At 71.4% G+C, this 23251-nt stretch carries 21 protein-coding genes; 7 read left to right on the top strand and 14 right to left on the bottom strand.

Going from position 1 to position 23251, the window contains the following annotated elements:
- Positions 1 to 18 precede the first annotated feature (18 nt).
- Genes mnhG through ACNAYW_RS07170 form a run of 6 tightly spaced genes read right to left on the bottom strand, consistent with a single transcriptional unit; the run spans position 19 to position 6543 of the window.
- Complete coding sequence (gene mnhG, locus ACNAYW_RS07195; RefSeq protein ID WP_415849025.1) at positions 19 to 351, bottom strand: monovalent cation/H(+) antiporter subunit G; 333 nt, start codon at positions 349 to 351, stop codon at positions 19 to 21.
- A complete protein-coding gene (locus tag ACNAYW_RS07190; RefSeq protein WP_415849024.1) occupies positions 348 to 671 on the bottom strand; it encodes a monovalent cation/H+ antiporter complex subunit F in 324 nt (107 codons plus the stop codon). Before ACNAYW_RS07190 ends, mnhG begins: the two co-directional genes overlap by 4 nt.
- Positions 668 to 1363, bottom strand: coding sequence for a Na+/H+ antiporter subunit E (locus ACNAYW_RS07185; RefSeq protein ID WP_415849023.1), 696 nt, complete (start codon positions 1361 to 1363; stop codon positions 668 to 670). Before ACNAYW_RS07185 ends, ACNAYW_RS07190 begins: the two co-directional genes overlap by 4 nt.
- Positions 1356 to 3026: a Na+/H+ antiporter subunit D gene (locus ACNAYW_RS07180; RefSeq protein ID WP_415849022.1), complete on the bottom strand. Its 1671-nt coding sequence runs from the start codon at positions 3024 to 3026 to the stop codon at positions 1356 to 1358. The genes ACNAYW_RS07185 and ACNAYW_RS07180 overlap by 8 nt, the downstream gene beginning before the upstream one ends.
- A complete protein-coding gene (locus ACNAYW_RS07175; protein WP_415849021.1) occupies positions 3023 to 3649 on the bottom strand; it encodes a Na(+)/H(+) antiporter subunit C in 627 nt (208 codons plus the stop codon). Before ACNAYW_RS07175 ends, ACNAYW_RS07180 begins: the two co-directional genes overlap by 4 nt.
- Positions 3646 to 6543 carry a Na+/H+ antiporter subunit A gene (locus tag ACNAYW_RS07170; RefSeq protein ID WP_415849020.1) on the bottom strand — a complete coding sequence of 966 codons (2898 nt, stop codon included), beginning with the start codon at positions 6541 to 6543 and terminating at the stop codon, positions 3646 to 3648. The genes ACNAYW_RS07175 and ACNAYW_RS07170 overlap by 4 nt, the downstream gene beginning before the upstream one ends.
- A 70-nt stretch (positions 6544 to 6613) precedes the next feature.
- Between ACNAYW_RS07170 and ACNAYW_RS07165 the strand changes: the two genes are divergently transcribed.
- Positions 6614 to 7072, top strand: a complete 459-nt coding sequence (locus ACNAYW_RS07165; protein WP_415849019.1) for a hypothetical protein — start codon at positions 6614 to 6616, stop codon at positions 7070 to 7072.
- 173 nt (positions 7073 to 7245) lie between these two features.
- A complete protein-coding gene (locus tag ACNAYW_RS07160) occupies positions 7246 to 8109 on the top strand; it encodes a hypothetical protein (protein WP_415849018.1) in 864 nt (287 codons plus the stop codon).
- A gap of 79 nt (positions 8110 to 8188) precedes the next feature.
- On the opposite strand, the gene ACNAYW_RS07155 is transcribed toward ACNAYW_RS07160, so the two are convergent.
- From ACNAYW_RS07155 to ACNAYW_RS07130, 6 genes are read right to left on the bottom strand one after another with little or no spacing between them, the layout of a single operon-like run.
- Entirely contained in the window at positions 8189 to 10426 is a 2238-nt protein-coding gene (locus ACNAYW_RS07155; RefSeq protein ID WP_415849017.1) for an AAA family ATPase, read from the bottom strand.
- A gap of 57 nt (positions 10427 to 10483) precedes the next feature.
- Complete coding sequence (locus ACNAYW_RS07150) at positions 10484 to 11338, bottom strand: CDP-alcohol phosphatidyltransferase family protein (RefSeq protein ID WP_415849097.1); 855 nt, start codon at positions 11336 to 11338, stop codon at positions 10484 to 10486.
- A 38-nt stretch (positions 11339 to 11376) separates the two neighbouring features.
- On the bottom strand, positions 11377 to 12099 hold the full coding sequence (locus tag ACNAYW_RS07145; protein WP_415849016.1) for a phosphatidylserine decarboxylase: 723 nt from the start codon (positions 12097 to 12099) through the stop codon (positions 11377 to 11379).
- Between the two features lie 56 nt (positions 12100 to 12155).
- Entirely contained in the window at positions 12156 to 12467 is a 312-nt protein-coding gene (locus ACNAYW_RS07140) for a GlsB/YeaQ/YmgE family stress response membrane protein (protein ID WP_415849015.1), read from the bottom strand.
- 10 nt (positions 12468 to 12477) lie between these two features.
- Complete coding sequence (moeA, locus tag ACNAYW_RS07135) at positions 12478 to 13692, bottom strand: molybdopterin molybdotransferase MoeA (RefSeq protein WP_415849014.1); 1215 nt, start codon at positions 13690 to 13692, stop codon at positions 12478 to 12480.
- Positions 13689 to 15062, bottom strand: a complete 1374-nt coding sequence (locus ACNAYW_RS07130; RefSeq protein WP_415849013.1) for a M20/M25/M40 family metallo-hydrolase — start codon at positions 15060 to 15062, stop codon at positions 13689 to 13691. The genes moeA and ACNAYW_RS07130 overlap by 4 nt, the downstream gene beginning before the upstream one ends.
- A 166-nt stretch (positions 15063 to 15228) precedes the next feature.
- On the opposite strand from ACNAYW_RS07130, the gene ACNAYW_RS07125 reads away from it, so the two are divergent.
- Genes ACNAYW_RS07125 through ACNAYW_RS07115 form a run of 3 tightly spaced genes read left to right on the top strand, consistent with a single transcriptional unit; the run spans position 15229 to position 18757 of the window.
- Positions 15229 to 16401 carry a DUF7373 family lipoprotein gene (locus ACNAYW_RS07125; RefSeq protein WP_415849012.1) on the top strand — a complete coding sequence of 391 codons (1173 nt, stop codon included), beginning with the start codon at positions 15229 to 15231 and terminating at the stop codon, positions 16399 to 16401.
- A gap of 59 nt (positions 16402 to 16460) precedes the next feature.
- Positions 16461 to 17567 (top strand): DUF7373 family lipoprotein, encoded by a 1107-nt coding sequence (locus tag ACNAYW_RS07120; protein WP_415849011.1) that lies wholly within the window; start codon positions 16461 to 16463, stop codon positions 17565 to 17567.
- Between the two features lie 8 nt (positions 17568 to 17575).
- On the top strand, positions 17576 to 18757 hold the full coding sequence (locus ACNAYW_RS07115; RefSeq protein WP_415849010.1) for a DUF7373 family lipoprotein: 1182 nt from the start codon (positions 17576 to 17578) through the stop codon (positions 18755 to 18757).
- Between the two features lie 102 nt (positions 18758 to 18859).
- Here the strand turns inward: ACNAYW_RS07115 and ACNAYW_RS07110 are convergent, their stop codons facing one another.
- On the bottom strand, positions 18860 to 19321 hold the full coding sequence (locus ACNAYW_RS07110) for an SRPBCC family protein (protein ID WP_415849009.1): 462 nt from the start codon (positions 19319 to 19321) through the stop codon (positions 18860 to 18862).
- A gap of 335 nt (positions 19322 to 19656) precedes the next feature.
- On the opposite strand from ACNAYW_RS07110, the gene groL reads away from it, so the two are divergent.
- Complete coding sequence (groL, locus tag ACNAYW_RS07105) at positions 19657 to 21279, top strand: chaperonin GroEL (protein ID WP_415849008.1); 1623 nt, start codon at positions 19657 to 19659, stop codon at positions 21277 to 21279.
- Between the two features lie 155 nt (positions 21280 to 21434).
- Here the strand turns inward: groL and ACNAYW_RS07100 are convergent, their stop codons facing one another.
- Entirely contained in the window at positions 21435 to 22247 is an 813-nt protein-coding gene (locus ACNAYW_RS07100; protein ID WP_415849007.1) for a helix-turn-helix transcriptional regulator, read from the bottom strand.
- Positions 22248 to 22351: 104 nt separating this feature from the next.
- On the opposite strand from ACNAYW_RS07100, the gene ACNAYW_RS07095 reads away from it, so the two are divergent.
- Entirely contained in the window at positions 22352 to 23089 is a 738-nt protein-coding gene (locus tag ACNAYW_RS07095) for an SDR family oxidoreductase (RefSeq protein WP_415849006.1), read from the top strand.
- Positions 23090 to 23251 lie beyond the last annotated feature (162 nt).

The following is a 23251-nucleotide window of genomic DNA, read 5'->3' as shown; positions in this document are numbered from 1 at the left end:
CCCGAGGGCCGGCGGACGTCAGTCGCGGCTGCCGGTCTCCATCTGGTCCGGATCGATGGTGCTGTCGCGCAGCCGCTGCTCCTGGTAGGCCACCCGGCCCACGCGGTGCGCGACCGCGGGCGCGGTGATCATGGTGAACAGCCCGGCCAGCACCAGCATCCACACGTCGACCGAGTCGGTCAGCCGCACGATCGCGCCGGCCAGCAGCAGGAGCAGGCCCAGGGTCTGCGGCTTCGTCGCCGCGTGCATGCGGGTGAGCGTGTCCGGGAAGCGGATGATGCCGATCGCGGCGGTCACGGCGAAGACGGCGCCCGTGAGGAACAGGACCGAGGAGACGACGTCGACGATCATCGCAGCCCCCCGTTCCGCGGCGCGATGTCCGGCGTCTCGTCGGGCGGCGACGGGGCCGTCCCGGCATCGTCGGGCACGCGGAACCGGACCACCGAGACCGAGCCGACGAAACCGATGAGCGAGAGCGCCACGATGCCGGGGATGACCGACGAGTTGCGGCTGTACGCCGCCCACACCGCGAGGCCGCCCACCGCGATCGCGACGAGCGCGTCCACCGCGACGACCCGGTCGAGCGTGTTCGGGCCGCGCAGCAGCCGGTAGGCCGTGAGGAAGGCGGCGGTCATGAGGATCACGCCCGTGATGACGAAGACGACGGTCATGACTGCTCCTCCTCCGCGTGGTTCGCCTTGCGGTAGGCGATCTCCGGCGCGGCCATCCGGCGCGCGTCGCCCGCCAGCCCGCGGGCGCCGGGGGTGACGTGGTGGAAATCGTCGTCGTCGATGCCGTGCATCGGGCTGGCGTGCCACTCGTTGTCGCGCTCGAAGGCGTCGATGAACAGCCGCTCCAGGCGTGCGGTGCTGCGGTAGAACTGCCGCACCGCCTTCTCGCTGCTCACGTCGACCACGTGCACGTAGAGCAGGCGCCGCTTGGTGTCGATCTCCAGCACCATCGTGCCCGGGATCAGGTTCATCATGTCGACCAGCAGCGTGAGTACGAGATCGGACTTGATCGAGACCTTCGCCCGTAGCACCGCGCTCAGCGGCATCGAGCCGGGGCGGACCGCCAGCCACGCCACCTCGATCGACGACCGGAACATCTCCACGATGAAGACGCCGATCAGCTTGAGCAGCGAGCCCAGGTGCACGCGGCCCTCCACGGGCACGGGCGGCAGCGGGAGCAGCAGCAGGATCGCGAGGCCTACGAGCAGGCCGCCCGCGATGTTGCCCCAGGTCACGCTGCCCCACAGCATGACCCACACCGCGTCGAGCCAGATCAGCTGGCCGAGCTTGACCGCGACGGCCCGCCCGTCGCGCAGGTCGGGCAGGATGCGGGTCACGAGTCGCCTAGCCATGCGCGCCTCCCTGGGGGCCGACGGTGACCGGCGTACCGTCGGGCATCGTGAGTTCCGTGACGGCCTCCGGGCCGAGCACGGCCTCGATGTAGTCGGCGCGGCCGATGAGCTGCGCCGCGGCGCGGTCGGTGACCTCGAACATCGGGCCCGCGAGCAGCGCGAGGATGAGGCCGACCCCGAGCAGGCCCGCGGTGGGCGCGACCATGCTCAGCGGCATCCGCCCCGGGTCCTCGCGGTCGGCGAACTCGATGACGTCGGCGTCGTCGAGCAGGGCCTCCGGGTGCGCGACGGCCAGCTCCCCCTCGGGGGCGTCGGAGCGGGGGCGCCAGAAGGCCTTCGTCCACACGCGGATCACCGCGTACAGGGTGAGCAGGCTGGTGATCACGCTGCCCGCGACCAGCACCCACGCCAGCACGGAGCCCTGCCGCACGCCCGCCTCGATGAGGCCGACCTTGCCGACGAAGCCCGAGAAGGGCGGGATGCCGCCCAGGTTGAGCGCCGGTAGGAAGAACAGGATCGCGAGCACGGGGCTGGCCGCGGCGAGGCCGCCGAGGCGGCGCAGCGACGCCGCGCCCGCCTGCCGCTCGATGAGGCCCACCACCAGGAACAGCGTCGTCTGCACGAGGATGTGGTGCACCACGTAGTAGATCGTCGAGCTCAGGCCCAGCGGCGTGGAGAGGGCGATGCCGAAGATCATGTAACCGATGTGGCTGACCAGCGTGAACGAGAGCAGACGTTTGATGTCGGTCTGCGCGATCGCGCCGAGGATGCCGACGATCATGGTGAGCAGGCCCGCGATCATCAGCACGTCGTCGAGCGAGCCGCCCGGGAACAGCAGCGTGTGCGCGCGGATGATCGCGTACACACCGACCTTGGTCAGCAGGCCGGCGAAGACCGCGGTGACCGGTGCGGGCGCCGTCGGATAGGAGTCCGGCAGCCAGGTCGAGAGCGGGAACACCGCGGCCTTGATCCCGAACGCCACGAGCAGCACCGCGAACAGCGTGGTCCGCGTGCCCGACGGCAGGTCCTGCAGCTTGATGGCCATGTCCGCCAGGTTCAGCGTGCCCGTCGCGAAGTAGGCGTAGGCGATGCCCAGCAGGAAGATCACCGACGAGACCATCGAGACCATGACGTACGAGACGCCGGCCCGGATGCGGTCGGCGCTGCCGCCCACCGTCAGGAGCACGAAGGACGCGGCGAGCAGCATCTCGAAGGAGACGAACAGGTTGAACAGGTCGCCCGCGAGGAAGGCGTTGCACACGCCCGCCGCGAGGATCAGGTAGGTGGGGTAGAAGATCGAGACGGGCTGGTGCTCGTCGCCGTCGCGGATGCCCTGCCCCACCGAGTAGACGAGGACGCCGAGCAGCACGATCGCGGAGACCAGCACCATGAGCGCCGCGAGCTGGTCGGCCACGAGGGTGATGCCGAGCGGCGCGCCTCGGCCGTCGCGGTCGCCCCAGCCGCCCACGTGCAGCGCGACGGTGCCGTGCCGGTCGGTGTAGTAGAGCATCAGAGCCGCGACCGCGACGATCGCGATGAGGGAGATCAGCGAGATCAGCCGCTGCAGCCGCGGGTGCCGGCCCATCACCATGGTGATCGCGGCCGCCACGATCGGCAGCACCGTCGGCAGCGGGATCAGGGCGAGCATCGTCGATTCGGTCATCGCTCGCCCCCCTTCCCGCCGTGCTCGCCCTTCGCTGCGTGGCCGCGCTTCGTGCCGGTCTCGCCGGGCGGGAGCTGCTTCTCCCGCGGCACGCTGGGCAGCGGCAGCGCCCCGGTGTCGACGACGTCGACGCGGGCCTGCTGGAGCTCCTCGGCGGAGAGCAGCTCGCCGTCGGGGCCGTAGGCGTCGCCCAGGGCCGACGGTGCGCCCGTGATCGGGTCGTCCGAGGCGTCGTAGTCGGGATCGTCGGCCGCGATGTCGGCGTCGCGCTCGAGGACCTTCGTGTCCTCGGGGTCGTCGTCGACCTCGTCGTCGGTGTTGATCGTGAAGGAGCGGTAGGCCAGCGCCAGGATGAACGCCGCCATGCCCATCGTGATGACGATGGCGGTGAGGATCATCGCCTGCGCCAGCGGATCCGCCTCCGTGAGCCGGCCCTCCGAGAAGTATCCGACGATGGGCGGGTTGCCGGGCGGGGAGGACAGCGCGAGCAGCAGCAGGTTCACCGCGTTGCCGAACAGGATGATGCCCATCAGCATGCGGGTGAGGCTGCGGTCCAGGAGCAGGTACACGCCGGTGGCGACCATGACGGCGATCGCGGCGAACAGGCCGATGTCGACGATCATCGCGCGCCACCCCCCGACTGGACGGGCAGGGGCGAGGTCATGTCGGCGGGGGATCCCTCCAGGTCGAGTCGCGCTCCCAGGCTGCGCAGGACGTCGAGGACCAGGCCCACGACGATGAGGTACACGCCGGCGTCGAAGATCAGCGCGGTCACCACCTTGACGGCACCGAAGACCGGCAGGGTGAACTCGAAGGCGACCGACGACATGGCGGGGGCGCCCGCGAGCAGCGAGACGATGGTGCCGCCCGCGGCGAGCAGCAGGCCGGTGCCGAGGATCCGGCCGGCGTCGAGCGGGAGGGCCTCGCCGATCTCGTACCGGCCGCCCGCGAGGTAGCGCAGCACCAGCGCGAGGCCGGCGGTCAGGCCGCCGGCGAAGCCGCCGCCCGGCGCGTTGTGCCCGGCGAAGAAGAAGTAGACCGAGACCACCATGATCGTGGGGAAGGCCATGCGCGAGGTGATCTCGAGGACCAGCGAGCGGTGCCGGGGATCGCGGAGCGCGCTGCCCCGCAGCCACGTGGTCCCGGGCGCGGCGGCGGCCGCGGCGGCGGCCTCCGCACTCACGCGCGGCGCCGAGCCGAAGCGGCGGTTGCGGAAGACCAGCGAGGCGACACCCGTCGCCGCCACGAGCAGCACGGAGATCTCGCCGAACGTGTCCCAGGCGCGGATGTCGACCAGGATCACGTTCACCGTGTTGTGGCCGTAGCCGAACTTGTAGGCCTGCTCGGGCAGCCGGTCCGCGACGGGCGCGGCGACCCGCGCCGCGCGCGCGGCGATCGCCACCACGACGACCATCGCCGCCACCGCGATGCCGAGCAGGGCCCGTGCGACGCGCGTCGGGCGGCTGCCGGTGATGGGCGCCTCGGCGGGCAGCTTGCGCAGCACCAGCACGAAGACCACCAGGGTCAGCGTCTCGACGAGGAACTGGGTGAGCGCCAGGTCGGGCGCGCCGTAGATCGCGAAGATCACGCCCGTGCCGTAGCCGGTGGCGCCGACGACGAGCACCGTCGCCAGGCGGTTCCGCAGCAGGACGGCCGTGATCGCGGCCGCGCACATGAGCAGCGAGATCGCGAGGAACAGCGGCGAGGCCTCGACCCGCATGTCGGGGCGGGCGCGGGTGCCGAACGCGAGCACCAGGACCGGCAGCAGCACGAGGGTCAGCAGGATCGTGCCCTGGGTCAGCGGCAGCGAACCGCGCTGCGTGCTCTGCGTCATGCGCAGCGACAGCACGTCGGCGCCGCGCAGCGTGGCGTCGTAGAGCCGGTCGGCGTTGCCGAGCAGGACGCTGTTGCGCCGCCGCAGCCGGGAGAAGGGGCTGTGCGGCTGGGCGATGACGATGCCCGTCGCGATGATCAGCGCGGTGAGCAGCAGCGGCAGGGTGAAGCCGTGCCAGAGCGCGAGGTGGTACGGCTCCTCGGCGGGCGGGAACGACTGGTCGGGGTACTCGGCCAGCACGTGGTCGAGCCACGGCGAGAAGACTCCGGCGATCAGGCTGAGCGCGGCGAGCAGCGCGGGACCGGCCAGGAAGAGCGGGCTGATCGCGTGCATGTTCTCGACCGCGCTGGTCGCCCGGGTCTGCCCTTTGCGGCCGAAGGCGCCCCAGAGGAAACGGATGCTGTAGGCCATCGTCAGCGCCGAACCGGCGCACAGTCCCACCAGCAGCACCACCGGGAGCGGTGACGGCAGGGAGGAGTGCAGCATCGTCTCGAGCGCGGCCTCTTTGCCGACGAAGCCGTACAGCGGTGGGATGCCGGCCATCGACGCGGCGGCCAGCGCCGCGATCGCGGCGAGCACCCGGTGTCGGTCGCCGAGCAGGGCCAGGCGCCGGATGTCGCGCGTGCCGGTGGCGTGGTCGATGATGCCGACCACCATGAACAGCGTCGCCTTGAACAGGGCGTGCGCGGTGAGCATCGTCATCCCCGCGAGCGCGACGTTCCGCTCGCCCGTGCCGACGAGCACCATGAGCATGCCGAGCTGGCTGACGGTGCCGAAGGCCAGGATCAGCTTGAGGTCGAACTCCCGCAGGGCGCGCCAGCCGGCCAGGATCATCGTGAGGATACCCAGGCCCAGCACGATCACCCGCCACGACGTGAGGTGCGCGAAGGCGGGCGCCAGCAGCGCGACGAGGAAGACGCCGGCCTTGACCATCGCGGCGGCGTGCAGGTAGCCGGAGACCGGCGTCGGCGCGGCCATGGCGCCGGGGAGCCAGAAGTGGAAGGGCACGATCGCCGACTTGCTGATCGCGCCGATGAGGATGAGCACCACGCCGACCTCGACGCCGATCGAGATGGTCGACGGGTCGCCGACCGCCCGGGCGACGACCTCGGAGAACAGGTACGTGCCGTAGTGCTCGCCCAGCTCGATGATGCCGACCAGCATGGCGAGGCCGCCGAGGGTGGTGACGAGCAGCGCCTGCGTCGCGGCGCGGCGGCTGGTGGCGCGCTCGGCGTAGTAGCCGACGAGGAGGAAGCTCAGCACCGAGGTGAGCTCCCAGAAGACGTACATGACCAGCATGTTGTCGCTGACCACGAGGCCGAACATGACGGCCATGAAGGCGACCAGCTCGGCCGCGAAGGTGGGCAGCTTACGGGTGTTGGAGACGCCGGTGAAGTAGCCGGCGCAGTAGACCAGGATGACCGCGCCGACGCCCAGCACGAGGACGGACATGACCGCGGCGAGCGGCGTCAGCCGCAGGTCGACGTTCATGTTCAGGGCCGGGACCCACTGCAGGGTCTCCGTGCGGTCGGGCTCGCCGGAGACGGGCCAGACGGTGATGATCCAGACCAGCGCCGCGGCCGGGGCGAGTGCGAGCGCCAGGAATCCGCGCGCGCCGAAGCGGCCGACCACGATGGGTGCGGCTAAGGTCGCCAGTGACAAACAGACAAGGATGACAAGCAAGGGCACTCCGTCCTTTGTGAGCGGGGTGTCGTTCTTTTCGAATTCTACCGGTAGGCATGTCGGGAGCTGCATGGACCAGTTGACGGATCGTCCGACCACTTCGGCCGCGCGCGGCGCGCGCCTCGCGCGGGGCGCGTTCGGCGCCCTCGCGGCGGTGGCGCTCCTCCTCGGCGCCGCGGGCTGCGGCGACGACACCAAGGACGCCCCGGCGGCCACCGTCACCCTGCCCGCGTCCTTCCCCAAGGCCGATGTCCCCCTCGTCGACGGCAACCTCATCGACGCGGGCGAGCGGTCGCAGGGTGGCGTCACCGTCTACAACGTGACGGTGCAGGCCGGCGACGGCGGCTTCGACGCGGCGAACAAGAAGCTCACCGACGCCGGGTACATCGCGCTCGGCGCCGGGGCGGGCGCCCCCGACAACGCCACCCGATCGGCGCAGTTCTCCGGTAAGGGATACGTGGTGACCGTGAGTTCCGTCCAGGCCGGCGCCGTCCCCAACGCCGTCTTCTACTCGGTCAGCAAGGTCTAGCGCGGTCAGAAACCCGCTCAGAATTCGATCGCGACGAAGCATTTCCCTCCCGACCTCGCTGAACGACGGTTTCGAAACGGGTTTCTCCACAACTGTGGGTACCTAACGTGTTCTGTCCACAGGGGAGCCCCGGATCGGGCTGACCGGGCCAGGACCAGCGGCACGATCGGCCCATGAGCAGTCACGATCCGATCGCCGGACTCGCCGCGGCGAACGGCGGAGTGCTCTCCCGCAGGCAGCTCGTCCGCGCGGGCGTGGACGCCGCCGACGTCGACGAGCTCCGCCGGAACGCGGCGCTCAGGGTGATTCGCCGCGGCTGGTACGAGACGCCCGGCGCCGACGCGGCAGTGGTCGCGGCGGTGCGGGCCGGCGCGACGGTCGCGTGCGTGTCGGCGCTGACGTACCGGCCCGGCGTGTGGATCCCACCGCGTCGGAAGCGGCTCCATGTGCGATGGTCCCGCTATCGCAGCACGCCGAAGTTCGACGTGCAGTGCCGCGCCCACCGCACGCTCGCGACGCCGATCGCGGCGGTCGACGCACTGCCCGAGGCACTGATCTGCGCAGCGAACTGCCTCGACCCGGACATGTTCGTCGCCGTCGCGGATTCCGTGCTCCGGCTGACCCCGCCCGTCGACCTCGGCGATGTCCGGACCTGGTTCGACGGTGCACCGGCGCGGACGCTGCGCCTGCTCGACCAGCTGGATCCGGCGGCCGAATCGGGCACGGAATCGGTGGTGCGGTACCGGCTGCGCCGCGCGCACATCGGAGTGCGGACCCAGGTGGTGATACCCGGCGTGGGCAGGGTGGATCTGCTGGTCGGCGACCGTCTCATCATCGAGTGCGACAGCGACGGCCATCACAACGGCGCGCGGCGGAAGGCGGACTGCAGGCGGGACCGCGCCTCGACCGTCGGCAACTACCGGGTGCTCCGGATCGACTACGACGAGGTGATGGACGATCGGGCGTGGGCCGCGTTCCTCCAGGAAGTCCTCGCTCTGGTCCGCAAGGGGCGCCATCGCGGCGCGACCGACTTCTGAAACCGTGCCTGAAATCGCTCACGATGGAAATGATTCGCCGCGGTCGAGCAGGAGCGCGGTTTCAGAACGCTACTGCGTCCTACGTCGCCCGACGGTCCGCGTAGGCCTGCAGGTCGGAGACCTGTGCGGGGTCCAGCGACGGCCGCACGGCCCGGCGTGCGGCCTCGACGTCCGCGGCGCTGACGATGGCCGCGTCCAGGTCCCGCCGCATGGCGGTGAGCGCGGCCTCGCGCAGCAGCGCGCTGCAGTCCGCGGCGGAGTACCCGTCCAGCTGCTCGGCCAGCACCGGCAGGTCCACGTCCTCGGCCAGCGGGATCGACCGCGAGCTCGTCCGCAGGATCTCCGCGCGCGCCTCGGCGTCCGGCGGCGGAACGAAGATCAGCCGCTCCAACCGGCCGGGCCGCAACAGCGCCGGATCCACGAGGTCGGGGCGGTTCGTCGCGCCGAGGACCACCACGTCGCGCAGCGGCTCGGCGCCGTCGAGCTCGGTGAGCAGCGCGGCGACCACCTTGTCGCCGACGCCGGAATCCGACGACTGGCCGCGGCGCGGCGCCAGGGCGTCCACCTCGTCGAGGAAGATCAGCGACGGTGCGCTGCCACGCGCCCGCGCGAACAGGTCGCGGACGGCCTTCTCCGATTCGCCGACCCACTTGTTCATCAGCTCCGCGCCCTTGACCGCGTGCACCGACAGCTGACCCGACGCGGCGAGCGCCCGGACCACGAAGGTCTTGCCGCAGCCGGGCGGGCCGTAGAGCAGCACGCCCCGCGGCGGCTCCACGCCGAGCCGCGCGAAGGTGTCGGGATGGCGCAGCGGCCAGAGCACCGTCTCCGTGAGGGCCTGCTTGGTCTCGACCATGTCGCCCACGTCGTCGAGGGTGATCGACCCGACCGCGACCTCCTCGGTCGCCGACCGCGACACCGGCCGGATCACGCCGAGCGCGCCCACCAGGTCGGGCTGGGTGATCCCGATCGGCAGGTCGGTGCCGACGACCCGCGCCGCGGCGCGCAATGCGCCCTCGCGGCAGAGCGCCGCCAGATCGGCGGCGACGAATCCTGGTGCTCGCAAGGCGATCTCGTGCAGGTCGAGGTCCGCGGTCGGCGCCTCCCGCAGCAGCAGCTCGAGGAGCTGCTCGCGCTCCTTGGCGTCCGGCAGGTCGACGGTGACCGTCCGCTCGGCGAGGTCCGGCTCGCGCAGCCGCGAATCCAGTTCGCCCGGCGCGGAGGTGGTGGCGAGCAGCGCGACCCGCGGGGTCGCGACCACCCGCCGCAGCTCGTCGAGGATCAACGCCCCGACCGGTTCGCGGGCGGCGGGCAGCAGCGCCTCGACGTCGCGGACCAGCAGCGCGGAGCCGGTGCCGGGCTGTGCGTCGCCGTCGGTGGCGGCGCCGGTTCCGGCCGCGGCGATCGCGCGGGCCGCGGCGTCGCGGACGCGCTCCAGCCGGGCCTGCGGCTCGAGCGCACCGGTCAGCGCACCGTCGAGCTCGATCAGGGGGCGCGGCGCCACCACGGACCGCGCGACGGTGGCCTTGCCGCCGCCGGTCGGCCCGGTGATGAGCACTCCGAGCCGCGCGGGCGCGCCCAGCTTCTCCAGCAGCTCCGGCTCGTCGAGGGCCAGGGAGAGCCACTCGGTGAGTCGCCGGACGGCGCTGTCGGCGCCGACCAGGTCGGCCACCGGGCGCACGGGCGCCGCGTCCACCTCGGGTACCTCGGCGGTGAAGGTCACGGTGGATGCCGCCGCGGCGGCGGGCACCGCGACGCCGTCGTCGTCGGCCCACATCACCGCCGAGTTCGGCTGCACCGACACCGGTCCCGGCGACGGATCGACCGCGACCACCGTGAGCAGCTCGTTGGTCCAGGTGATCCCGACGAGCCGCGACAACTGCGCGGTCGCGTCCGCGGTCGACGTGCCCGGGCCCAGATCGCGCGGCAGCAGCGAGACGCTGTCGCCGGCCATCATGACCTTGCCGAGCAGCGCCTGCCGCAGCGCGGCACCGTCGAGCGCGTTGCGCGTGAGGGCACTGCCCCGCAGCAGGACCCGCTTCGCGCCGTAGACGGTGGCGGGCGTGATCACGACGGTCGCGTCCTCGCGGAGGCCGCAATTGGTGATGGTCAGCTCGTCGAGGAGTGCGACCCCCGGGGCGGAACCGGCGGGGGCGGCGGCGACGACCGCGGCCGTACGGCGCGCGCCGAGCAGCTCGATCCCGTCCCACTCGCGCAGGCCGAGCGCCGCGAGGGCCTCGGGATGGATCCGGACGATGCCCCGTCGCGCCTCGAGGGCCGAGGTCTGCAGGCGGACGGTGAGCGAGAGGTTCGACACGCCGTCCACACTAGTTCGCGATGCCACCGGCGGCGGCTCGCAGGCGACGACGGGCCGTCAGTCCTCGCGCGTGGGGCGACGCAGGCCCATGCGGGCGGCGGACCGTCGGGGACCGCGCCCGACGGTGGCGGCCCGACGGCTCGGCCGCACCGCGCGGCGCTGCGCGCGCCGCATCTGGCGGCGCTCGGCGGGCTTGTTGTCCCACGCCTCGGGCCGGGCGGTGACCCACCGCTTGGACCGCCACGCGAACGGGATGTGTAGCAGATACAGCGCGATCACCAGCAGCAGCGCGATGTACGGGTAGGTGAGGATCAGCGCCGCGAGACCCGCGACCAGCACGAGCACGCCGGCCGCCTTCGCGGGCTGCACGGTCATGGTCTTGAAGCTGGAGGTGGGGATGCGGGAGACCGTGAGGGCGGCGACGAACAGCGTCCACGCCGCGACCATCGGGGTGCTCACCCACCAGCCGTCGCCCCACTCCTGCTGGGCGGCGAGCGGCGCCAGGACCAGCAGCGCCCCGGCGGGCGCGGGCACGCCGACGAAGAAATCCTTGGTGTACGCCGGCGCCGTCGGGTCGGCGGCGAGGGTGTTGAACCGGGCCAGCCGCAGCACCATCGCCACCACGTAGAGCAGCGCGACGATCCACCCGGCGGGCGAGCCGGGGAAGCACACGAAGTACAGGATCAGCGCGGGCGTGACGCCGAAGTTGATGGCGTCGGCGAGGGAGTCCAGCTCGGCGCCGATCCGGGTGGAGGCGCCCAGCAGTCGCGCCACCCGGCCGTCGAGGCCGTCGAGGATCGCGGCGATGACGACCAGCATGATCGCCAGGTCGACCTTGCCGTCCGCCGCGAACCGCACGCCCGTCAGGCCGGCGCAGAGCGCGGCCACCGTCAGCATCGACGGCAGGATCATGACGCCGACGGGGCGGTGCTGTGCGGTGGACGACTCGGTCACGGCAGGCGCGCGATCACGGTCTCGGCCGCCACCGCGCGCTGGCCGCTGTAGACGGTCAGCTCGGTGCCGGCGGGGAAGTAGGTGTCGACGCGGGAGCCGAACCGGATGATGCCGTACGTCTCGCCGAGCTCGAGGGTGTCGCCGGGCGCGCAGTCGGTGCGGATGCGCCGCGCCACGAGGCCGGCGATCTGCACGACGCCGACGGGCCCGTGCTCGGTCGCGAGGCGCACCGACGTGCGTTCGTTGCGGTCGCTGGCGTCCGGGAGGTCGGCGGGCAGGAACTGGCCGTCGGTGTGCACCACGGAGTCGACCACACCGGCCAGCGGCGCGCGCTGCACGTGCGCGTCGAAGACCGACAGGAAGATCGACACCCGGGGCAGGGGCTGATCGCCGAGGCCCAGCTCGCGCGGCGGCACGTGCTCGTCGACGAGGGTGACCTCGCCGTCGGCGGGGGCCACCGCGACGCCCTCGGCGGTGGGGACCACGCGCGCGGGATGCCGGAAGAAGCCGGCGCACGCCGCCGCGGTGATCAGGGCGGGCACCCGGATCCAGCTCTTGCGGTAGCCCACCGCGGCCACCCCGAGGGAGCCCGCGATGAACGGGGCCCCCGCGGGGTGCAGCGGCGGGACGGTGTGCCGGATCAGCTCCGTGATGTGCTCGATACCGGTGGTGTGCTCGGTCAGATGTCCGTCGACCGGTGTGCGAGGTCGGCGCGCCACCTAACGTCCCTTCGATGCAGTGCTCATGTCGGGGGACATTCTGTCACCCGACGCGGCTATCCCTTGCGTCCGGTGACCAGCTTCACGATGAACAGCAGAATGCACGCGCCCGCGACCGCTGTGAAGAACGTGAACCAGTAGCCACCGCCCTTCACGTCGATCCCCAGCTTGGTGAGGATGAAACCACCGGCGACGCCGCCGATGATGCCGACCACGACGTTGAGGATGAAGCCCATCTGCTTGTCGGTGCCCATGAACTTGCTGGCGATCCAGCCGGCGAGGCCGCCGATGACGATCCATCCGATCCACCCCACCTTGTCGGGGGTGAAGGAAGCTGCGAGGAGTGCGTCGGCGTACTGGGTGATCATGTGGTGCCTCCTAGTGAGTGCCATCCAGGACGATCAAGTCCACCGGGGTACCCGCGGCCAGATGCTCGACCTCGGCGGGCACGTCCAGTAGGCAATCCGCCTGTGACAGCCATCGTAGGTAGTGCGAACCCGGACCGCCGAGAACCGAGACCGAATCGGTACCGTCGTCGTTCCTCGTGAGGAGTCCCCGCAGGTACTGGCGCTTCCCTGGGATCGAGTCGACGGGCTCGGCGAGCCGCGCGGTGCGTCGTGGGCGGTCCGGCAGGCCCATCGCGGCGCGCAGCGCGGGCCGCAGGAACACCTCGAAGGAGACCAGCGCGCTGACGGGGTTGCCGGGGAAGGTCACGAACGGGGTTCGCGCGCCGTCGTCGAATCCGACGGTGCCGCACCCCTGCGGCATGCCCGGCTGCATCGCGACCTTGCCGAAGGCGACGCCGCGGGCGGCCAGCGCGTCCTTGACCACCTCGTAGGCGCCGGCGCTGACCCCGCCGCTGGTCACGACGAGGTCGACGCCGCCCGCGGCGATCCGCTCGGCGAGCCGGGCCAGGAAGGCGTCGGCGTCGTCCGCCACGAACCGCACGACCTCGGCGGTGGCCCCGGCGTCCCGGATCGCGCTCGCGAGCATCGGCGCGTTCGACTCGTAGATCTGCCCGGGGAGCAGCGGCGTCCCGGGTTCCACCAGCTCGGAACCCGTGGACAGGACGGCGACGTGCGGCGGCGCGAGCACCGGCACCGTCGTCAGGCCCAGGGCCGCCGCGAACCCGACGACCGCCGGGCCCACGGGCTCGCCGCCGCGCAGCGCGACCGCGCCGGCCTCGATGTCGCTGCCCGCGGCGCGGAAGAACCGGCCGGGCTCGGGCGCCTCGTCGATCCGGACCCGCGAGGTGCCGCCGTCGGTCCGCTCGACGGGGACGACGGCGTCGGCACCGTCGGGCAGGGGCGCGCCGGTCATGATGCGGCACGCGGCCCCCGGCGGGAGCGCGGGCACGTCGGTGCGGCCGGCGGGCACGTCGAAGGCGACGGGGAGCACGGCGCCCGCGGCGGCGTCGGCGGCGCGCACCGCGTAGCCGTCCATCGCGGAGTTGGTGAAGGGCGGCAGCGAGAGCGGCGCCGGGACGTCGTGGGCCAGGACCAGGCCGAGCGCGTCCGGCACCGGCAGCTCGACGGTCCGCGGGGCCGGGACCAGCGCGGCGACGGCGGCGCGATGCTCGTCGACGGACCTCACGCGGAGCCCAGCCTGGTGAGCAGGAGCGCTTCGGCGAGCGCGGTGCGGCGCAGCTCGCCGGGGTCGACGGACTCGTTGGGCGCGTGGATGCGGCACTGCGGCTCCTCGACGCCGAGCAGCGCGATCTCCGCGTTCGGCGCGGCCCTGCGCAGCTGCGTGCACAGCGGGATGGACCCGCCCTGGCCGCTGAAGGCGACCTCGGCACCGTCGTAGGCCTCGACGAGCGCCTCCTGCAGCACCCGGTAGGCGGGGCCGGTGGTCTCGGCGGCGAAGGGCTCGCCCACGGACTCCACGGCGGCGTCCACGTGCGCGCCCCACGGGGCGTGGTTGCGCAGGTGCGCGACGAGGAGCTCGCCGGCCCGGTGCGGGTCGGTGCCCGGGGGCACGCGCAGGTTCAGGAGGGCCGCGGCGCGGGGCTGGATGGCCGCGGCGGCCGTCGCCGTCGCGGGCGCGTCGAGGCCGATGACGGTGACCGCGGGCCGCGCCCACAGCTGATCGGCGATGGTTCCGGAGCCGAGGATCGCGGCGTCGTCGTAGATCGCGGCGTCGGCCGCGAACTGCGCGGGCTCGTAGGGCTCGCCGGCCCACCGCGCGGAGCTGTCGAGGCCGTCGATCGTGGTGTTGCCGAAGCCGTCGCGCAGGGTGGCGAGCAGCGCGATGAGGGCGGCGAGGGCGTCGGGGGCCGCGCCGCCGAAGGCGCCGGAATGCAGGTCGGAGGTGCCGGTGCTGAGCTCGACCCGCACGCTCGCGACGCCGCGCAGCGAGGTGGTCAGCGTCGGCCGGCCGACGGCGACGTTGCCGGTGTCGCCGATGACGATGAGGTCGGCCTGCGCCAGCTCGGGCCGCTCGGCGACGAGGTCGTCGAGGCCGGCGCCGCCGCCCTCCTCGGAGCCCTCGATGATGATCCGCACGCCCACGGGGAACGACCCGTCCGCGTCGCGGACCGCCCGCAGCGCGGTGAGGTGCGCGACGAGGTTGCCCTTGCAGTCGGCGGAGCCGCGGCCGTACCAGCGGTCCGCGCCGTCGGGGCCGGGGCGGGTGGTCAGGGTGAACGGGTCGGATTCCCAGGCCTCGCGCGGGCCGGGCGGCTGCACGTCGTGGTGGCTGTAGAGCAGCACCGTCGGGGCGCCCTCGGGCGCGGGCGTGTGTCCGACGATCGCGATCGACCCGTCGGAGGTGGTGACCTGCTCGATGTTCCCGACGCCGGCCTCGGTGAAGGCCCGCGCCACCCACGCCGCCGATGCCGCATTGGGCTCGGCGCCGAAATCGGGGGAGTCGTGCACGGACGGGTGCGCCACCAGCTCCGCCAGGTCCGACCGGGCCTTCTCCATCAGCTTCTCGACGGTGTCCTGCAGGCTGCGCTGGCTCATCGGCTCACCCTAGCGCGGCGCACGTGCACGACGGCTCGCTCGTCGCGGACGCATCGGTGTGACGTGCGACGTCGGCGATGCACCGCGTCACCCGCAGATTCGGTATCGCATATTCTTTACTCGTATGGTCGCGCCACGGGTGCGACACGGTCAGCGGGGGAGCGACATGGCGGGTAGATCCAGCATCGTCCTGGCGGAGATGGCGGCCGGAGTGCTCCTCGCGGGCTGCTCGACCACCGTCGTGGGCAGCCCGGTCGTGGACCCGTCCGGGATGCCGAAGCCGGAGGTGGGCTCGTACCCGACGACACCGCGGACCGTCGCCCCGGTCACGGACGCGCAAGCGAGCTCCGCCGAGGGGTACCGGATGGCGGAGATCATCCCGCTCCCGCCGGACGTCGACCCCTCGCAGCGCTACAACGGCGCGATCGTGGTGGGGCGGCCCGACCTCGCTTCGGCGTTCGGCGCGGGGGTGGCGACCGCGCTCAAGGACATGGAGGTCGCCGCGTACACCTCGGCGACATCGCGAGTGCCCGGTGCGTCGAGCGTCGACACCACGCCGACGTCGCTCGTCATGGGGTTCGCTCGCATGAAGGACGCCGCCGCCGCAACGGCGGCCTCCGCCCACCCGGCCGTCCTCGCGCCCGAGAAGGCGCGGTTCGGCACGGCCGACCCGACGAAGCGGCGGGTGACCGTCCCGGGCCACCCGGATGCGACCGCGTACCTCCAGACGTGGCCCGAGAGCCGGGCGACGGCGACCGTGGCGGTCCAGGCGCGCGGTCAGTACGTTCTCTTCGCCTACGCCACGACGGGTGTGGATGCCCCGGCGAAGTTCTTCGACCTCCAGAGCAAGGCGCTGGGCGGCTTCACTCCGACCCCGGTCGACAAGTTCGGCACGCTGCCGAAGGATCGGGAGAACCTCCTGCAGTACACCCTGCCCCCGGAGGCGCCCCGCGATGTCGTGCTCCCCGCGCGGACCGCGGTGGTCGATCAATCCGACATCACCGGCTCGGTGACGAACTTCGCCGATGCCGGGGTCGACTACGTCGCGCGGGCGGGCAATACCGTCTATCGCGCCAGGGATGCCGCCGGGGCGGCGCTGCTGGCCGACAGGTTCGTCGCGGAGGCCAAGGGGTTCTTCTCGGACGCCGTCGATTCCACGGTCAAGGGCGTGCCCCGGTCACGGTGCGTGGCCTTCACGTCGTACAAGGGGGCCAAGGACACGTCCAACTACTGTGTTGTGCCGGTCGGGCGCTACGTCGCTGAGATGTCCGGCGCTCAGGCCGAGAAGGTCAAGCAGGCGACCGGCGCCTCCTATCTCATGCTGCGGGACCTGAAATGACTTTCAGGGCGGTTGTTCTGACCGCGGCGGGCTTGATGCTCGCAGGCTGTGCGACGACTGTGCCGGGCTCGCCCGTGGCCGACCCGTCGGGCGTCCCCAAGCCGGACACGGGTTCCTACGCGACCGCTCCCCGGCAGCTCGGCGCCATGACCGAGAAGATGTACATCGCGGCCGAGGCGTTCCGGATGGTCGAGATCATCCCGTTGGCCTCCGAGGTCGACGCCGCACTCCGATACAGCGGTCGCCCGTCGGTGGGGCGGATCGAGACCACCGCCAAGATGGCTTTCGGCGACGGCGTCGGGACCGCGGTCGCCGGCATGGAGGTCGGTGCGTACACCTCGGCCGACGACACAGCACCCGGGTCGACCGATACCAAGTCCGAGCGCAGCCTGGTCACGGGTCTGTTTCGGTTCAAGGACGACGCCGCGGCGCGCGCGGCGGCGGGGAATCCCGTGATCATGTCGCCCGACAAGGTGTCCGGGACCGCTGCACCGACAGCGAAGACACCCGAGACGATCCCGGGTTACGGGGACGCGAAGGCGTACAGCACGAAGACCGAATACTCGTCGTCGCGCGTCGGGGTGATGGCGAGCGGGCGGTACGTCCTGGCCGCCTGGACGAGCGGCTCGACCGACCTCATCAAGAAGTTCTTCGACCTGCAGGTCAAGGCTCTCGCAGGTTTCGTCCCGACGCCCGTCGACAAGTTCGCCACCCTGACGCGTGCGGACGAGGACCTGCTGCGGTACACGTTGGTGGAGGAGTCGCCGACGGTGTGGGAATCGACGTTCTCGCCGCGCGCCTTCGCCGCATTGAGCTCGACGGACACCCCGGGTTCGTTCGCGAGTTTCACCGCCACGGGCGTCGACCGGATCGCCAATGCCGGAAGCGTTGTTTACCGGGCGCGCGATGCTGCAGGAGCGTCGAAGCTCGCTGATGACTTCATCGCGGAGAACACCCGCTTCTATCCGACGAGCACTACCTCGACGGTGCGTGGCGTCCCCGGCGGTCGCTGCCTGAGTTACCCGCAGTACACGGGCTCGAAGGACAAACGGACCTACTGTGTGGTGACCGTGGGCCGCTATCTCGCCGAAGTCAGTGACATGCAGGACGCGCGGGCGAAGCAGGCTCTTGGCGCCTCGTACCTGATTCTGCGGCAAGCGAAGTGAGGAGAACGATGAAGAAGTCCCTGGCGGTGCTCGCTGCCGCGTCCCTGTTCCTGGCGGGGTGCTCGTCGACGGTGGCCGGCACCCCCGTCGCCGACCCGTCCGGCGTGCCCAAGCCGGAGACCGGCTCGTTCGTGACCACGTCCCGGACGATCGCCCCGTCGACCCAGGGCGACGGGGAGACCCTCGAGGGCTACCGGATGGCGGAGCTCATCCCGTACCTCTACGAGATCGATTCGACGATGCACTTCCGGAGCGACGTGAACACCGGCAGCCGGGAGACGATCCAGCGCGGCGTGAAGAACCTCTTCGGGCAGGTCGCCGCGGACGCCGTGGGGGTCAAGCCCGAGATCTGGGTCTCCGTGGGCGCGGGCGACAAGGCGCAGGGCACGAAGTACGACGCGAACACGAAGCGGCGCGGGGAGACCCTCGCGCTCCTCCGGATGGCGAACGCGGGCGACGCGGCCTCGGTCGTCGGGCCCGCGCTCCGCGCGGGGGAGAAGGGCTCGGACGGCAAGGACTCCCCGGCCAAGGTGGAGACGAAGGTCCCCGGGTACGACGACGCCGTCGCCTACACCCAGACGTACCAGTACTCCGGCACGGTGACCGTCGCCTTCCTCGCCTACAAGCAGTACGTGATCGGCGCCTACGGCGACCTGGGGGTGGAGCAGCTGCGCACCTTCTTCGACCGGCAGACCAAGGCGCTCGACGGTTTCCAGCCGACGCCGCTCGACAAGGTGAGCACGCTGCAGCGCGACCCCGAGGGCGTCGCGAAGCTGACCCTCGCCCCGGAGAAGTCCGAGGGCGGCTACTCGCTGCCCACGCGGGCCGGCGTGCTGCGACAGACCGACGTGGCGCGGTCGGTGAAGACCTTCGCCGACGCGGGCGTCGACGTGATAGGCATGGGCGGCAGCACCGTCTACCGCGCGAAGGACGCGAAGGGCGCGCAGCACGTCGTGGACGAGTTCACCGACGAGAACAGCAAGGCCTTCCCCAAGGTCGAGAAGGAGCAGGTCAAGGGCGTGCCCGGCTCGGTCTGCCTGACCTTCCCCATCTACGAGGGTGCGACCACGAAGCTGACCTGGTGCGCCGTCGCGGTCGGTCGGTACGTCGCGGAGTACTCCGGGCAGCAGCGACAGCAGTCGATCCAGGCCATCGGTGCGGCCTACCTGATCCTCAAGAACAACTCCTGACCGCGGAGACGCCGGACAGCGACGGACCGCGGAGACGCCTGACTGCGGAGACGACGAAGGGGCGCACCACGCGGGTGCGCCCCTTCGTCCGGTTCGGGGAGGCTACTTCGCCTCGGCCTCGGTCTTGATGTGGGACAGCGTCTGCTTCATGCCGACCAGCAGGCCGCGCTCGAAGTCGTCGTTGCCGCCGAGGAGGGCGCCCACGAGGAAGCTGCTGACGGCCGTGGTCTTGCCGTCCTTGGCCTCGCGGCGCTCGACGACGGTCGTCTTGTCGCCGTCCGGCACCAGGGTGAAGCTCCACGTGGTGTGGTTCTCCGTGATGCGGAACGCCACGCGCTCGTTCGGCGTGAACTCGGTGACCTGACTGTTCGTGGGCCACACCTTCCAGCCCTGACGGTTGATGTTCAACATGCGGGTGCCCACCTTGAGGGGGCCTCCGAACACGAACACCTTCTTGCACTGCGGGCTGCGACGGCCCATCGCCTCGAGGTCGGACACGACCGACCAGACCTTCTCCACGGGCGCGTCGATCACGACGCTCGACTCCAGAACGGGGGTTGCCATGACCGGATCCTACCGAGGAGTAGGAAGCGCCTCGCGTCGAACCCTGCGGGCGGCGCGTGCCCACGACGATCCGGCCCCCTCGATCCCCCGGGTGCACGGCGCCGATCGCGGCGGCCTCCGCTCGTGGCGAACGCCTTGCACTCGACCCTGCCGAGTGCTAGAAACGACTTAGCACTCGGATTACGTGAGTGCTAGGTCGAAGAGGTGAGACCGGGCCCTGTGCGCAACCCGCGCAGGTGACACGCCGGGTCGTCCGTCGCGGGCATCGAATCGACCTAGAAGACGTGTCCAAAGTACGGGCCGAACCGGCCCCTATCTGGAGGAATCACTTCGCAATGGCCAAGATCATCGCGTTCGACGAAGAGGCCCGCCGCGGTCTCGAGCGGGGCCTGAACGCCCTCGCCGACGCCGTCAAGGTGACGCTCGGCCCCAAGGGCCGCAACGTCGTGCTGGAGAAGAAGTGGGGCGCCCCCACGATCACCAACGACGGCGTTTCCATCGCCAAGGAGATCGAGCTCGAGGATCCCTACGAGAAGATCGGCGCCGAGCTCGTCAAGGAGGTCGCCAAGAAGACCGACGACGTCGCGGGCGACGGCACCACCACCGCCACCGTTCTGGCCCAGGCGCTCGTGCGCGAGGGTCTGCGCAACGTGGCCGCGGGTGCGAACCCGCTGGGCCTCAAGCGGGGCATCGAGAAGGCCGTCGAGGCCGTCACCGAGCACCTGCTGAAGGCCGCCAAGGAGGTCGAGACCAAGGAGCAGATCGCTGCTACCGCGGGCATCTCGGCCGGCGACCCCGCCATCGGTGAGCTCATCGCCGAGGCCATGGACAAGGTCGGCAAGGAAGGCGTCATCACCGTCGAGGAGAGCAACACCTTCGGTCTCCAGCTGGAGCTCACCGAGGGCATGCGCTTCGACAAGGGCTTCATCTCGGGCTACTTCGCCACTGACGCCGAGCGTCAGGAGGCCGTGCTCGAGGACGCCTACGTGCTGCTCGTCTCGGGCAAGATCTCGACCGTCAAGGACCTGCTGCCGCTGCTGGAGAAGGTCATCCAGTCGGGCAAGCCGCTCGCGATCATCGCCGAGGACGTCGAGGGCGAGGCCCTGTCGACGCTCATCGTCAACAAGATCCGCGGCACCTTCAAGTCGGTCGCCATCAAGGCCCCCGGCTTCGGCGATCGCCGCAAGGCGATGCTGCAGGACATGGCCATCCTCACCGGTGGCCAGGTCGTGTCGGAGGAGATCGGCCTGTCGCTCGACACCGCCGGCCTCGAGGTCCTGGGCCAGGCGCGCCAGATCGTGGTCACCAAGGACGAGACCACCATCGTCGACGGTGCCGGCTCCAAGGAGCAGATCGACGGCCGCGTGTCGCAGATCCGCGCCGAGATCGACAACAGCGACTCGGACTACGACCGGGAGAAGCTGCAGGAGCGCCTCGCGAAGCTGGCCGGCGGCGTCGCCGTCATCAAGGCCGGTGCCGCCACCGAGGTCGAGCTCAAGGAGCGCAAGCACCGCATCGAGGATGCCGTGCGCAACGCCAAGGCCGCCGTCGAGGAGGGCATCGTCGCCGGTGGTGGCGTCGCTCTCGCGCAGTCGGGCGCCGTCTTCGAGGGCCTCGCTCTCGAGGGCGACGAGGCCACCGGTGCGAGCATCGTGCGCGTCGCGCTCGATGCGCCGGTCAAGCAGATCGCCTTCAACGCCGGCCTCGAGCCCGGCGTCGTGGCAGAGAAGGTCCGCAACTCGCCCGCCGGCACCGGCCTCAACGCCGCCACCGGCGTGTACGAGGACCTGCTGGCCGCCGGCATCAACGACCCGGTGAAGGTCACCCGCTCGGCGCTGCAGAACGCGTCGTCGATCGCGGCGCTGTTCCTCACCACCGAGGCCGTCGTCGCCGACAAGCCGGAGAAGGCCGGTGCCCCGGTCGATCCGACCGGCGGCATGGGCGGCATGGACTTCTAAGTCCAGCCACTCGGCTAGGGAATTCAGGGCCCGGCATCGTCTTTCGACGGTGCCGGGCCCTTCCCGTTCCGAAACCGACGTTCTCCTGGCCCACGCCGAAGTATTTCCCGCGTGCCGCAGCAGAACGACGGTTTCGGAACGGCCGGCGGTGGCGACTACGACGTGCGGGCGACGAGTGCTGCCAGCGTGCGCTCCGATGCCGAGCCCTCCTGCGCCTGGTACGCCACGATCAACTGGCCCGGCGCCGCGGCTACCTCCAGCGTGGACCACTCCAGCTCCACGACGCCCAGGTCGGGATGCGCGATCACCTTGCCGCCGTTCGTCTTCGCCTGCACCTCGCCGGCGCCCCAGAGCTGCGCGAAGTGAGTGCTCCGAACCGAGAGCTCGCCGACCAGCGCCATCAATCGTGGGTTCGAAGGATTCGCACCCGAGAGCGCCCGCAGATTCCCGACGGACTCCTGCGCGACCGTGTCGTAGTCCAGGAACACCTCCCGCGATCGTGGGTCGAGGAACAGCGACCGCACCATGTTGTCGCCCCCCTCCAGGCCGATGCCGCGGTGCAGCTCCGCGCCCGCCGCATTCGTTCCGATCAGGTCGAGCAGGGAGTTGGTCACGATGGTGGGGTTCGGCCACGAGTCGAGGAGGCGACGGACCACATCGGACATTTCGTCGACGATCTCTCCACCGCGTCCGTCGGGGAGCTCCGCCAACTGCGCGAGGTGCGAGGCGCCGTCGGCGTCGAGCTGTAGGACGTCGGCGAGCGCGGCGACCACTGCGGGAGAGGGGCGGCGATCACGGCCCCGCTCGAGGCGCACCAGGTACTCGACGCTGATCCCCGCCTGCGCGGCCACCTCCTCCCGCCGCAGGCCCGGCGTGCGGCGCACTCCCATGGTTCGCAGGCCCAACGTCGCCGGGTCCACGCGCTCGCGCCGGGCGCGGAGGAATTCGCCGAGGAGGTTCTCGTCCACCCGCCCTACGCTACCCATCCGCCCAGGTCCAGCCAGGTAGCGCGGCTACCCCCCCCAGCGCCACGGCCTGCCGCGCGTCGTCCGCGCGGGGCAGCGTTGCTCGCATGACCTCCTTGACGAATCGCACAGCACTCATCACCGGCGCCGGCAGCGGCATCGGTGCCGCCACCGCCGCATCCCTGACCGCCGCCGGCGCCAGGGCGGCGCTCATCGGCCGCCGCGCCGATCGCCTCGCCGCCGTTGCCACGGCGACGGGTGCCGCGCACGCGGTCGCCGACGTCACCGACCGCGCTTCTCTCACGTCCGCGATCGCTCGTCTCCGCGAGGAGGTCGGCGCCTTCGATCTGGTGGTAGCCAATGCAGGCGCCATGCTCCCGGCCGCGTTCGATAGCGCGGAGGAGGGCGACTGGGACCGGATGGTCTCGACCAACATCTCCGGTCTCCTCGCGACCGCGCGTGCGACTGTCGACGACCTCACGCGCGCCGCCGAGTCGGGGCCGTCGGACCTGATCCTGATCGGCTCCATCGGCGCCCATCTGGTGCTGCCCGGATACTCGGTCTACAACGCGACCAAGGCGGCGGTCGCGCACCTCACCGCGCATCTGCGCGGCGAGTTCGGTCCTCGCGGCGTCCGTGTCCGGGTCGTCGAGCCCGGCATGGTCGAGTCCGAGCTCGCCGGGGGCGTCACGGACCCGGACGCTGCGGCCGCTCTGCGGCGATACGCCGTCGAAAACCCGCCGATCCCGGCCTCCGCGATCGGCGACGCGGTGGCATGGAGCGCATCGCTCCCCGCAGACGTCAACGTCGCTTCGATGATCGTGCTCCCGACAGTTCAGGGCTGATCTTCGGGCTCCCGCGATCGAATTCGACTCTTCATAGCGTTGCGCCGGTATGAAGGAACGGAAGCGATCGCGGGAGGACCGGGAATCCGCGTTCGCGGCGCGGCCCAGCCGCACCGGTGGCTGGCCCGCCGCGCCCCCGACCGGTGTTCGGTCGCGCTCGGC

Source organism: Tsukamurella ocularis (genome assembly GCF_965138335.1).
Lineage (GTDB): Bacteria > Actinomycetota > Actinomycetes > Mycobacteriales > Mycobacteriaceae > Tsukamurella > Tsukamurella ocularis_A.
Note: the sequence above shows the minus strand (reverse complement) of the source record. Positions and strands in the feature narration are given on the sequence as shown.

Coding starts and splice junctions, on each gene's coding strand:
- mnhG (WP_415849025.1), bottom strand. CDS start 351: ATGATCGTCGACGTCGTCTCCTCGGTCCTGTTCCTCACGGGCGCCGTC.
- ACNAYW_RS07190 (WP_415849024.1), bottom strand. CDS start 671: ATGACCGTCGTCTTCGTCATCACGGGCGTGATCCTCATGACCGCCGCC.
- ACNAYW_RS07185 (WP_415849023.1), bottom strand. CDS start 1,363: ATGGCTAGGCGACTCGTGACCCGCATCCTGCCCGACCTGCGCGACGGG.
- ACNAYW_RS07180 (WP_415849022.1), bottom strand. CDS start 3,026: ATGACCGAATCGACGATGCTCGCCCTGATCCCGCTGCCGACGGTGCTG.
- ACNAYW_RS07175 (WP_415849021.1), bottom strand. CDS start 3,649: ATGATCGTCGACATCGGCCTGTTCGCCGCGATCGCCGTCATGGTCGCC.
- ACNAYW_RS07165 (WP_415849019.1), top strand. CDS start 6,614: ATGGACCAGTTGACGGATCGTCCGACCACTTCGGCCGCGCGCGGCGCG.
- ACNAYW_RS07160 (WP_415849018.1), top strand. CDS start 7,246: ATGAGCAGTCACGATCCGATCGCCGGACTCGCCGCGGCGAACGGCGGA.
- ACNAYW_RS07150 (WP_415849097.1), bottom strand. CDS start 11,338: ATGATCCTGCCGTCGATGCTGACGGTGGCCGCGCTCTGCGCCGGCCTG.
- ACNAYW_RS07140 (WP_415849015.1), bottom strand. CDS start 12,467: ATGATCACCCAGTACGCCGACGCACTCCTCGCAGCTTCCTTCACCCCC.
- ACNAYW_RS07130 (WP_415849013.1), bottom strand. CDS start 15,062: ATGAGCCAGCGCAGCCTGCAGGACACCGTCGAGAAGCTGATGGAGAAG.
- ACNAYW_RS07125 (WP_415849012.1), top strand. CDS start 15,229: ATGGCGGGTAGATCCAGCATCGTCCTGGCGGAGATGGCGGCCGGAGTG.
- ACNAYW_RS07115 (WP_415849010.1), top strand. CDS start 17,576: ATGAAGAAGTCCCTGGCGGTGCTCGCTGCCGCGTCCCTGTTCCTGGCG.
- ACNAYW_RS07110 (WP_415849009.1), bottom strand. CDS start 19,321: ATGGCAACCCCCGTTCTGGAGTCGAGCGTCGTGATCGACGCGCCCGTG.
- groL (WP_415849008.1), top strand. CDS start 19,657: ATGGCCAAGATCATCGCGTTCGACGAAGAGGCCCGCCGCGGTCTCGAG.
- ACNAYW_RS07095 (WP_415849006.1), top strand. CDS start 22,352: ATGACCTCCTTGACGAATCGCACAGCACTCATCACCGGCGCCGGCAGC.